This window comes from Pseudoalteromonas sp. CR1 (genome assembly GCF_019392235.1).
In the GTDB taxonomy this organism is placed as follows: domain Bacteria; phylum Pseudomonadota; class Gammaproteobacteria; order Enterobacterales; family Alteromonadaceae; genus Pseudoalteromonas.
The window spans coordinates 1-237 of the sequence record NZ_JAHXRM010000623.1; the positions used below are offsets into that span (position 1 = coordinate 1).

General features: G+C 70.0%; 1 protein-coding gene. It reads left to right on the forward strand.

Annotated elements, in window-relative coordinates; all coding sequences use genetic code 11:
- A partial coding sequence (locus KZZ04_RS20790; protein WP_219424119.1) for a phage portal protein occupies positions 1-237 on the forward strand: 237 nt, incomplete at both ends.

Below are 237 nucleotides of genomic sequence, written 5' to 3' on the forward strand. Positions count from 1 at the left end.
GCGACCCTGCCGCTGACGGTATATCGGCGCGAGGCCGACGGAGGCCGGGTCCCGGCCCCGGAGCACCCGCTCTCGATGCTGCTGCGGGTCTCACCCGACGGTGAGCACTCGGCGGTGGAGTTCTGGGAAGGGGCAGTGCTGTCGCTGTGTCTGCACGGGGACGCGTTCGCTGAGAAGATCCGGCTCAACGGACGGCTGATCGCCCTGCAGGCGATGCGCGCCGACCTGATGACGGTC